This window comes from Butyrivibrio proteoclasticus, from assembly GCF_900115735.1.
GTDB lineage: Bacteria > Bacillota > Clostridia > Lachnospirales > Lachnospiraceae > Butyrivibrio > Butyrivibrio proteoclasticus_B.
The window spans coordinates 14958-25334 of sequence record NZ_FOXO01000012.1 but is presented as its reverse complement, the minus strand read 5'-3'; the positions used below and the strand labels follow the sequence as shown (position 1 = coordinate 25334).

The 10377-nt window shown below is 38.6% G+C and carries 11 protein-coding genes; all 11 read left to right on the top strand.

Annotated elements, in window-relative coordinates; genetic code table 11:
* Positions 1-32: 32 nt before the first annotated feature.
* The 11 genes from BM146_RS08950 (at position 33) to rpoZ (ending at position 10368) form a co-directional block, all read left to right on the top strand.
* Complete coding sequence (locus BM146_RS08950; protein ID WP_074887544.1) at positions 33-356, top strand: zf-HC2 domain-containing protein; 324 nt, start codon at positions 33-35, stop codon at positions 354-356.
* A 30-nt stretch (positions 357-386) separates the two neighbouring features.
* Positions 387-2537, top strand: a complete 2151-nt coding sequence (gene polA / locus BM146_RS08945; protein ID WP_074887543.1) for a DNA polymerase I — start codon at positions 387-389, stop codon at positions 2535-2537.
* Positions 2538-2573: 36 nt separating this feature from the next.
* Positions 2574-3194, top strand: a complete 621-nt coding sequence (gene coaE, locus BM146_RS08940; protein ID WP_074887540.1) for a dephospho-CoA kinase — start codon at positions 2574-2576, stop codon at positions 3192-3194.
* A 40-nt stretch (positions 3195-3234) separates the two neighbouring features.
* Positions 3235-5400, top strand: coding sequence for a cell division protein FtsA (locus BM146_RS08935; RefSeq protein WP_074887537.1), 2166 nt, complete (start codon positions 3235-3237; stop codon positions 5398-5400).
* Between the two features lie 195 nt (positions 5401-5595).
* Positions 5596-6393: an MBL fold metallo-hydrolase gene (locus tag BM146_RS08930; protein WP_074887534.1), complete on the top strand. Its 798-nt coding sequence runs from the start codon at positions 5596-5598 to the stop codon at positions 6391-6393.
* Between the two features lie 74 nt (positions 6394-6467).
* Positions 6468-6740, top strand: coding sequence for an ACT domain-containing protein (locus BM146_RS08925; protein WP_074887531.1), 273 nt, complete (start codon positions 6468-6470; stop codon positions 6738-6740).
* A 64-nt stretch (positions 6741-6804) separates the two neighbouring features.
* Entirely contained in the window at positions 6805-8169 is a 1365-nt protein-coding gene (locus BM146_RS08920; RefSeq protein ID WP_074887528.1) for a PFL family protein, read from the top strand.
* 75 nt (positions 8170-8244) lie between these two features.
* Positions 8245-9132, top strand: a complete 888-nt coding sequence (locus tag BM146_RS08915; protein ID WP_074887523.1) for a YicC/YloC family endoribonuclease — start codon at positions 8245-8247, stop codon at positions 9130-9132.
* Entirely contained in the window at positions 9125-9388 is a 264-nt protein-coding gene (locus BM146_RS08910; protein WP_022775502.1) for a DUF370 domain-containing protein, read from the top strand. Before BM146_RS08915 ends, BM146_RS08910 begins: the two co-directional genes overlap by 8 nt.
* Positions 9378-9998, top strand: coding sequence for a guanylate kinase (gene gmk, locus BM146_RS08905; protein ID WP_074887520.1), 621 nt, complete (start codon positions 9378-9380; stop codon positions 9996-9998). Before BM146_RS08910 ends, gmk begins: the two co-directional genes overlap by 11 nt.
* Positions 9999-10104: 106 nt before the next feature.
* The gene (gene rpoZ / locus BM146_RS08900) at positions 10105-10368 is read left to right on the top strand and encodes a DNA-directed RNA polymerase subunit omega (protein ID WP_242949374.1); all 264 of its coding nucleotides are present in this window, start codon (positions 10105-10107) and stop codon (positions 10366-10368) included.
* The last annotated feature ends 9 nt before the right edge of the window (positions 10369-10377 follow it).

Genomic DNA, 10377 nt, shown 5'->3' with positions numbered 1-10377 from the left:
AATTAAACTTCAAATTATTGTATTTTATTATTATGACATGCAAAGAGGCTGAAAAACTAATTCCATTATTTCTAGACGATGACCTTGATAATAAGGACCTGGCAGAATTTATCGAGCACATAGACAACTGTCCTGAATGTAAGGAGGAGCTTACTATACAGTTTCTTGTGAAGACCGGTATGCAGAGGCTTGAGGATGGTAATACCTTTAACCTCAAACAGGAACTTCTTATCCTTATTAAAGACGCAAAAAAAAGGCTGAAATTTCGAAGGAATCTTTTTCTTTTCAGCATACTTTTGGAGCTGGCGGTCGTTGTCCTTATGGTGACAGTAACAGTTCTTGCATTTACATTATGATTTACATTTTAGACAGGTTGGGGATGAAATTTGAGTAAATTATCTTTAGATATTGTTGATTTTGTAAAAAAAGCTTTTTATTCTATGCCTGCATTTACTGATGCAGATGGTAATTTTATAAATGGTGTATATGGTGCTGTATATAAGCTTTCCGGCATATTAAAGTCGGGTGATTACAGTGAGATTGAAATTGTAAAAAACGAGGATGAAAAGGAAGGTGTTATTCCTGCAATTAGGTATCAGATAGATAGTTTTGAAGGACTTCTTTCCTTAAATGGAGAGGTGCTTATTTCTATAAATGATGAACTGCTATGCCGTCTCGATGCAGAACTTTCAAAGCTATCCCCCATAGGAACAGCGATAAAATCAGCATCATTTGAAGGTGCTGTGAAAATTACTTCAGATCTTAATGAGGTAGAAGCTTTATTTGGTAAGAAAGCTGATTTTGCCTCATTCTTTTTCTTATACGACAATTTGTCTGTTGATGGAACCAAGAAAAAAGATGTTATTGGGCTTTCAATTTGCTTTGATGGCAAAGAAATCTATTATATTCCGGTAGAAAACTTTATAACTGCTGATTATCTTGGAAAGAAGTTGAGCGTGCTTAGCAAAACTTGCAGTCTGGCTACTTTTGATATAAAGAGCTGTTTCTATTATTTTGCACCTTATGAAATAGAAGAGAGAATAAATGGCTATGATGATAAAGAGATAAATGACAGCGACAAGAGATGTTTTGATGCTCTTATTGGTGCTTACCTTGTTAATCCGCTTAAAAACGATTATCAGATTGAGGATGTTGCCAAGGAGTATCTTGATCTCAGGCTTCCTAAAAAAGCAGATGTATTTGGAAAAGACAGCCTGCGAAATGCAGAAGAAAAGGCTTTAAGCGATTATGCATCAAAAGCCTGTGAAGTTATATATAGAGCGGCACCTCTTATTAGAAAGAAACTTGAAAAACTACAGATGTTAAGACTTTTTTATAATATTGAGATGCCTCTTTCATATATTCTTTTCTCTATGGAAAAAGAGGGAATCATAGCAAAAAGAGATGAGTTGAAGGCCTATGGAGATAAACTCCTGGTTCGTATTGTAGAGCTTGAAAAAGCAATCTACGAGGCAGCAGGATGTGAGTTTAATATCAATTCTCCAAAACAGCTTGGGGAGATTCTTTTTGAAAAGCTTGGACTTCCTGCAGAGAAAAAGACCAAGTCAGGGTATTCTACTGCAGCAGAGGTTCTTGAAAAGCTTGCTCCTGAGCATAAGATAGTGGCAGATATTCTTGAGTATAGAGGACTTGCCAAATTAAAGTCAACTTATGCAGATGGCCTTGCTGCTTATATCGAAGCTGATGACAGGATACATACAAGCTTTAATCAGACAATTACAGCTACCGGAAGGATCAGTTCCACAGAGCCTAATCTTCAGAATATTCCCATGAGGACAGAGCTTGGAAGACTTATCAGGAAGGTCTTTGTTCCCAAAGAAGGGTGCGTATTTGCTGACGCTGATTATTCACAGGTTGAGCTTAGAATACTTGCACATATGTCAGAGGATGAAGAGCTTATCAAGGCTTTCCATGATGGTGATGATATTCATACGATAACGGCATCAAAGGTTTTTCATGTTCCATTTGATGAAGTAACTCCACTTCAGAGAAGGAGCGCCAAGGCAGTTAACTTTGGAATTGTTTATGGAATAAGTGCGTTTGGTCTTTCGCAGGATCTTTCAATTTCTGCAAAAGAGGCCAAAGAGTATATGGATAAGTACTTTGAAACATATCCGGGTGTGAAAGAGTATCAGGAGTCAGTTATTGCAAGTGCAAAGGCAAAAGGATACTCAGAGACAATGTACGGAAGAAGACGCCCTATGCCCGAGCTTAAGTCAGGCAATTTTAACATGAGACAATTTGGTGAGAGAGTAGCCATGAATGCGCCTATTCAGGGAAGCGCAGCTGATATTATGAAGATTGCCATGATAAATGTTTTTTTCAAACTAAAAGAAATGGGGCTTAAGTCAAGGCTTATTCTTCAGATCCATGATGAGTTGGTTATAGAGACATATAATGATGAAGTTGATATTGTGACAGATCTTTTGACTAAAGAAATGGAAAAATCAGCAAATCTTCGTGTTCCGCTCAGCGCAGACTGCCACACAGGAAGTGACTGGTACGAAGCTAAGTAAGTTTAGGGTTAGTAAATATCAAAGGATGTTGTTAAAATGGCACTTCAAAAGGGAAAAACAAATATTATAGGAATAACGGGCGGAGTAGGTGCCGGAAAGAGCACGCTTCTTTCATATATCAGAGATAATTATAACTGTCTTGTTATTATGTCTGATGATGTTGCCAATGATATAAAGAAAAAAGGATATCCTGCCTATGATGCTTTGGTTGAGGCGTTGGGAAAAGAAATTCTTTCTGATGATGGCGAAATAGATAAAGCACTTATGGCGAAGGCTATATTCAATAATAAAAATAAACTAAAAACCGTAAATAATATTTTGCATCCTGCAGTAAATCAATATATTATTAATATAGTAGATGATGAGCGTAAAAGAGGAGTTTATGATTTTGTTTTTGTAGAAGCGGCCCTTCTTATTGAGAATGGATATGACAAAATTGTAGACGAACTGTGGTATGTTTACGCTGATGAGGATACACGTCGCAAAAGGCTAAAGGCTTCCAGAGGATATTCTGATCAGAAAGTGACTGACATATTTAAGAGTCAGCTATGTGATGAGGTTTTTAGAGAGCATTGTGCTTTTGTAATTGATAACAGCGGCGAGGACAGCTTGGCATTTTCTGAGATAGACAATAGATTGAAACTTTGGAAGATTTAGTTTTTGTTCGAAAAATTGTGCGAGGGGGCTTGGTGGCATAATGGCTAGTTTAGAGCAAAAAGATCAGAAAGTTGTATTTGGACTTGATATCGGAACCAGAAGCGTCGTTGGTACTGTCGGGTACATGAAGGAAGGAAAATTTAACGTAATTGCCCAGGCAGTTGAAAAGCACCAGACAAGGGCTATGCTTGACGGACAGATTCATGATATTGGCAAGGTTGGAATGACAATCAAAATGGTCAAAGAAGCCTTGGAACAGCAGACTGACATTCATCTTACAGATGTCTGTATTGCTGCGGCTGGTCGTGTTCTTAAAACAGTAAGAACTACTTATGATTATGAGTATCAGGATTCTCACGATATTACTGATGAGGATATCTATAATCTTGATTCCGGTGCTGTTGAAAAAGCATATGCGGAATTCATCAGTAAAAATACTTCCGGACTAAAGTTTTACCTTGTGGGTTACTCGGTAATGCACTATTACCTTGATGGTTATCAGATAGCCAATCTTGAAGGCCATAATGCAGGAAAGGTCAGCGTTGAGCTTATTGCTACTTTTCTTCCTGATGATTGTGTTGATGGACTGTATAAGGCTTGCGAGAGAGCGGGACTTATGGTTGCTAATCTTACATTGGAGCCTATCGCTGCTATGATGGTTGCGATTCCTGAAAGATTTAGAATGTTGAATCTTGCTCTTATTGATGTTGGAGCAGGTACAAGTGATATCTGTGTAACTGATGACGGCTCAATTACAGCTTATGGAATGCTTCCCCTTGCAGGAGATGATATTACAGAAATCATTGCTCAGTATTGCCTTGTTGATTTTAATTCTGCAGATGAAATAAAAATAGCAGCAAGTCATTCTGAAAAAGTTGATTATGTTGATATCATGGGGCTTAAGAAGACTATTACGGCAAAAGAGATTGCTAAAGTCATTAAGCCTAAAGTTGATGAAATGGCTAAAAAAGCCGTAGAGGAAATAAAAAGATTAAACGGAGACAAAGCGGTAAGCGCTGTGTTTGTAGTTGGCGGCGGTGGATGTGTTCCGGGATATGTTAAGGCAATTGCCAGAGAAATGGACATTTCCGAGGAAAGAGTTGCTCTTCGCGGTGAGGAAGTTATGAAGGACATTGTATTCCTGAATAACAATGGGATTGAGAAGAATTCTCTAATAGTAACACCACTTGGAATCTGTATCAGCTACTATGAAGAAGCAAACAACTTTATCTTTGTTTCATTCAATGGAACACAGACCAAGATTTATGATAACGGCAAACTTCAGATAGTTGATGCTGCAATGCAGGTTGCATTTCCTAATGAAGATCTTTTCCCAAAGAGGGGAGAAGAACTACGGTTTACAGTAAACGGAAAAGAGAGGACTTCCCGTGGAGAACCCGGAGAAGCAGCTGTAATTACTCTTAACGGAAAACCTGCAGATATCCATACTAAAATCCACGCCAATGATATCATTGATGTGACGCCATCAACTGCTGGCGCTCCCGGAAAGGCTGTTATTGAAAGTATTCCTGAGTTTAAAACCAAATTTAACGTAAATGTTGATGGCAAAAAGATTGAAGCATCCAGATATGCAACTGTAAATGGACAGCTTCAGACTCCGTTGTATTCGATCCAGCCCGGAGATGAAGTGAAGGTCCTTGATTACAATACAGCTGCGCAGATTGCTGAACTTCTCGATATTGAATTAACAGAAGATACGGTCATTATGGTCAATAATGAGAGGGGTGACAAAGATACTCCTGTCTATGAGAATTTCAAGGTAGAGTTTAAGTCTCAGGATGATATGATCATGGATTACTATAAGGATTATCCTTCTGCGGATGAAGTTGCCATTAGCCAGGAAAATGAAGAGGTTATTGAGAACGAAGAGAAAGCGGCCAAAATTGCTACGAATTCCAATGGACAGCTTACACTTGATTCTCCTGTTGATACCGGGACTTATGAAAATGATGAGACTGAACCTGTAAAAAATATATTGGCTCATGACCTTCACGTTGTTGTCAATAATGATCCAGTGACTCTCCATGGCAAAGCAGATTATGTGTTTGTTGATGTTTTTGATGCGATTGATTTTGATCTGTCAAAGCCGCAGGGTAGATCTGTGGTAACGATTTTAAATGGTAGCACTCCGGATTATCTTCAGACCATTAAGGAAGGGGACAAAATAGAAGTTTATTGGAAATGATTTGAGGAGTGCAGACACAAATATATCTATTTGAAATATAGATTTGTAAGAGGATTCTTGTGCGGGCTATTTGCTAGCAAAGAATTCTCTTTTTACTTTATATCTTAAGCTTATGCCATACTTTTATTTATATATGGCTTTTTTTGCAGAAATAAGCTAATATATTGAAAGATTAAGCAGTGAAACGGGGAATATATGAGATTTACAAGTATTGCCAGTGGGAGTAGCGGAAACTGTACATATATCGGTTCAGACAACACCCACATTTTAATAGACGCAGGCGTTAGCAAAAAGAGAATTGAAGAGGGACTTAAATCTCTTGATCTTACACTTTCAGATATAAGTGCCATTTTTGTCACACATGAGCACACAGATCATATTGCAGCACTTCACACAATTTTAAAGAAATTTGATATACCGATCTATGCAACGGGTGGTACAATACAAGGAATTAAAGCAAGCGATAAAAAGGCTGAAATGATTAATTCAAGGTTTGTGCAGGTAATGGTAGATAAAGAAGTCCTGGTTGGAGATATGAAGATAAATCCAATGACTATATCACATGATGCCAATGAACCATGTGGCTACACAGTAGTTGTTGGCGACAAAAAAGTTGGAGTTGCCACAGACCTTGGCTGTTATGATGACTATATAGTAAAACGTTTATCTGATTGTGATTCACTATTACTCGAAGCTAATCACGATATAAGAATGCTTCAGACAGGGCCTTATCCATATGTTCTTAAAGCAAGAATATTGGGAGACAAGGGACATTTGTGTAATGAAAAAAGTGGTGAGTTACTTGGCAGGCTCATCAATAATAAATTGCAGGGTGTATTTTTGGGGCATCTTTCAAAAGAGAATAATCTTCCGGAACTTGCATATGAAGCAGTTCGAGTGGAATTACAGATGAATGAAAGCTTAAAATATAATGACGGTTTTCCTATTATGGTTGCGGATAGAAGTTCGATTTCTACAGTTCTTGAGTTTTGATGGTTTGAATTTTAACCGGTGCTGCAAGGCATGAACTGAGCACTGACAGCATCGTGTACAATAAGGAGGAGATCATGAAAAAAACAATCATTACAGTAGTTGGCAAGGATACAGTAGGTATTATAGCTAAAGTGTGTACTTATCTTGCAGAGTCAGGTATCAACATTCTCGATATTTCCCAGACGATTGTCAGTGGATTTTTTAACATGATGATGATAGTTGATATGTCTGGAACAAATAAGGAATTTAATCAGGTGGCTGATGACCTTGAGAGCCTTGGGAAAGAAATAGGTGTAGTTATAAAGTGTCAGAAAGAAGAGATTTTTGATTCAATGCACAGGATCTAAGTGCTTATTTAAAGCATTCTTATTTTATTAGATCCATAACTTCCCTATGATGAAAGGTGACAAAATGATAAATGTAAATGAGGTCATTGAGACCAACGAAATGATAGAAAAAGAAAATCTTGATGTAAGGACAATTACTCTTGGTATCAGCCTTTTGGATTGTATTACATCAGATTTGAACAAGCTCTGTGATAATATCTATAACAAAATCTATGAGACCGCTAAGGATCTTGTTAGAACCGGCGATCAGATTTCTCGTGAATATGGAATCCCTATTGTAAATAAAAGAATATCAATAACACCTATAGCACTTGTTGGCGGGGCAGCATGCAAGGAACCTTCTGACTTTGTCAAAATTGCCAAGACTTTAGACAAGGTAGCCAAGGCGGTAGGAGTTAACTTTATCGGAGGCTATTCTGCACTTGTAAGTAAGGGAATGACAGACGCGGACAGACTTCTTATTGAGTCAATACCTGAGGCACTTGCTTCAACTGATGTCGTATGCTCATCTGTAAATGTTGGATCGACAAAGACAGGCATCAATATGGATGCAGTTCGCCTTATGGGCACAATAGTAAAAAAGACAGCTGAGGCTACAAAGGAAAAGGATTCCCTTGGATGTGCCAAACTTGTCGTTTTCTGTAATGCTCCTGATGACAATCCTTTCATGGCAGGGGCGTTCCACGGTGTTACAGAAGCTGACAAGATAATAAATGTCGGCGTTTCCGGGCCTGGCGTTGTTAAGACTGCCCTTGAAAAAGTAAGGGGAGAGAACTTTGAAGTTCTCTGCGAAACTATTAAAAAGACTGCATTTAAAGTTACAAGAGTAGGCCAGCTTGTAGCTCAGGAAGCATCTAAGAGACTTGGAGTTCCGTTTGGAATCATTGATCTTTCTCTTGCACCAACACCGGCTATTGGCGATAGTGTCGCTGACATTCTTCATGAGATTGGTGTTGAACATGCGGGTGCGCCTGGTACAACAGCAGCACTTGCTCTTTTGAATGATCAGGTAAAAAAAGGCGGAGTAATGGCATCTTCTTACGTTGGTGGCCTTTCAGGAGCATTTATTCCTGTAAGTGAAGATCAGGGAATGATAAATGCTGTAGAAGCAGGAGCGCTTACACTTGAAAAACTTGAGGCTATGACATGTGTCTGCTCAGTAGGCCTTGATATGATTGCAGTTCCTGGAGATACAAAGGATACAACAATTGCAGGAATCATTGCAGATGAAATGGCAATCGGAATGATCAATCAGAAGACTACAGCTGTACGTCTTATTCCTGTAATTGGAAAAGGCGTTGGCGAGACAGTGGAATTCGGCGGCCTTTTAGGCTATGCCCCGATAATGCCGGTTAACCAGTTCTCCTGTGACAATTTCGTTAACAGAGGCGGTAGAATACCGGCGCCGGTTCACAGTTTTAAGAACTGATTGACATTGACCGTTATATTGCGATATATTATAATAACTTTTGTATAACTATGCCCAAATAAGGGGGATTTGATAATGGTCTGCAGCATGACAGGTTTTGGCAGAAGTGAGATTACAGAAGGAAATCGCAAGTATATTGTAGAGCTTAAATCAGTAAATAACCGCTATCTTGATATTAATATCAAGATGCCAAAAAAGTTTAATGCATTTGAGGCTGCAATCCGCAGCGAACTTAAGAACTACATGAAGCGCGGTAAGGTCGATGTTTTCATTAGTTATGAAGATTTTTCTGAATCAGAGACAAAGGTAAAATACAATAAGGCTATTGCACAGGAGTATTATTCATATCTCAATGAAATGGCCGGAGATTTTGGCCTTGATAATGATGTGAGGATTTCTGTTCTTTCAAGATTTCCTGAAGTTTTTACAATGGAAGAGGAAGAACTCAATGAAGAAGAAGTTTTAAGCGGCCTTATGAAGGCTCTTGAGGGTGCGGGAAAGCAATTCATGGAGTCAAGAGCTAGAGAAGGCGAGTTTTTATGTAAAGATCTCACAGATAAACTTGATGGAATGATGGAGAATGTAGAGTATATTGCTGAACGTTCACCGGAGATCATCAAGGAGTATAAGGATAAGCTTCGTGAGAAGATACAGGATCTTCTTGAGGATAAGCAGATTGATGAAAACAGACTTGCGATGGAAGTTACTATTTATGCAGATAAGATTTGCGTGGATGAAGAGATAACAAGACTTCGCAGCCATATCGGAGCTACAAAGGATACCCTTTTAAAGGGTGATGACAAGGATGGCATTGGTAGAAAACTCGATTTCCTTGCACAGGAGATGAACAGAGAAGCAAATACAATTCTTTCAAAGTCTACAGATCTTAAGATCTCAGACAGAGGAATTGCTCTTAAGACAGATATTGAAAAAGTAAGGGAGCAGATACAAAACATTGAATAAACTCATTCACATTGGATTTGGCAATATTGTTAATGCAGACAAAATAATAAGCATTGTTAGTCCTGATGCTGCGCCGGTCAAGCGCATGGTTCAGAAAGCCCGTGAAGAGGGAAAAAGCGTTGATGCTACTCAGGGACGTAAGACCAAGGCAGTACTTGTTATGGAAAATGGTATGCTTGTATTATCAGCTCTTTTGCCGGAAACCATATGTAACAGAGCTATATCAGAGAGTGAGAATAGTCAGGATGAAACGTAAAGGAATTATTATTGTTGTTTCAGGGTTCTCAGGAGCAGGAAAGGGAACCATTATGAAAGAGCTGACAAAAAGGTATGATCAGTATGCTCTTTCTATCTCAGCCACAACAAGAAACCCAAGAGAGGGTGAGGAAAACGGCAGAGAGTATTTCTTTATTACCACTGAAGAGTTTGAAAAGCTTATTGCTGAGAACGGCCTTATTGAGCATGCTAAATATGTTAATAACTATTACGGCACTCCAAGGAAATACGTTGAAGAAAAATTATCTCAGGGAATTGATGTAATTCTCGAGATAGAGATTCAGGGAGCCCTTCAGATAAAAGAACAGTATAGTGATGCTGTATTACTGTTTGTGATGCCGCCATCAGCACAGGTTCTCGAAAAGAGACTTCGCGGCAGAGGGACAGAAACTGATGAAGTTATTGCCAAGCGTTTGGCAAGAGCAAAAGAAGAAGCTGTTGGAATTGAAAAATACGACTACATCGTAGTCAATGATGACCTTGATGAATGTGTTGAAAAGGTTCATGAGATCATCGGGTCAGCTCATAACACTCCTGACAGAAATGCCGATTTTATCAATGAGATGAGAGAACAGCTGGGAAAGTTTTAAATAGTTAAGATCAGAGCTGTAAAAAGCTTTGTTAAATAAACAAATATTATGTGTTGCGTACCACGCAGAAAGGAACATTATGATACATCCTTCATATGTAGATTTAATGAATGTAGTAAACAAAGGGGTTGAGGAAGGCGAAGAGCCAGTTATCAGCTCAAGATATTCGATTGTTATGGCAACATCAAAAAGAGCAAGACAGATCATTGCAGGTGATGAGCCAATGGTTAAGGTAAAGGACAAACAGAAGCCTCTTTCAATCGCTGTAGAGGAAATGAATCAGGATACTCTTAGAATCCTTACAGATGAAGAGAAGTCCAAGCTTGAGGAAGCAACTGACGAAGAAGAGACAGAAAACACAGAAGAGTAATTTTAAAGA

Bases quoted from the DNA above. Each gene is read 5' to 3' on its own strand.
- BM146_RS08950 (WP_074887544.1), top strand. From the start codon at position 33: ATGACATGCAAAGAGGCTGAAAAACTAATTCCATTATTTCTAGACGAT.
- coaE (WP_074887540.1), top strand. From the start codon at position 2,574: ATGGCACTTCAAAAGGGAAAAACAAATATTATAGGAATAACGGGCGGA.
- BM146_RS08935 (WP_074887537.1), top strand. From the start codon at position 3,235: ATGGCTAGTTTAGAGCAAAAAGATCAGAAAGTTGTATTTGGACTTGAT.
- BM146_RS08930 (WP_074887534.1), top strand. From the start codon at position 5,596: ATGAGATTTACAAGTATTGCCAGTGGGAGTAGCGGAAACTGTACATAT.
- BM146_RS08925 (WP_074887531.1), top strand. From the start codon at position 6,468: ATGAAAAAAACAATCATTACAGTAGTTGGCAAGGATACAGTAGGTATT.
- BM146_RS08920 (WP_074887528.1), top strand. From the start codon at position 6,805: ATGATAAATGTAAATGAGGTCATTGAGACCAACGAAATGATAGAAAAA.
- BM146_RS08915 (WP_074887523.1), top strand. From the start codon at position 8,245: ATGGTCTGCAGCATGACAGGTTTTGGCAGAAGTGAGATTACAGAAGGA.
- gmk (WP_074887520.1), top strand. From the start codon at position 9,378: ATGAAACGTAAAGGAATTATTATTGTTGTTTCAGGGTTCTCAGGAGCA.
- rpoZ (WP_242949374.1), top strand. From the start codon at position 10,105: ATGAATGTAGTAAACAAAGGGGTTGAGGAAGGCGAAGAGCCAGTTATC.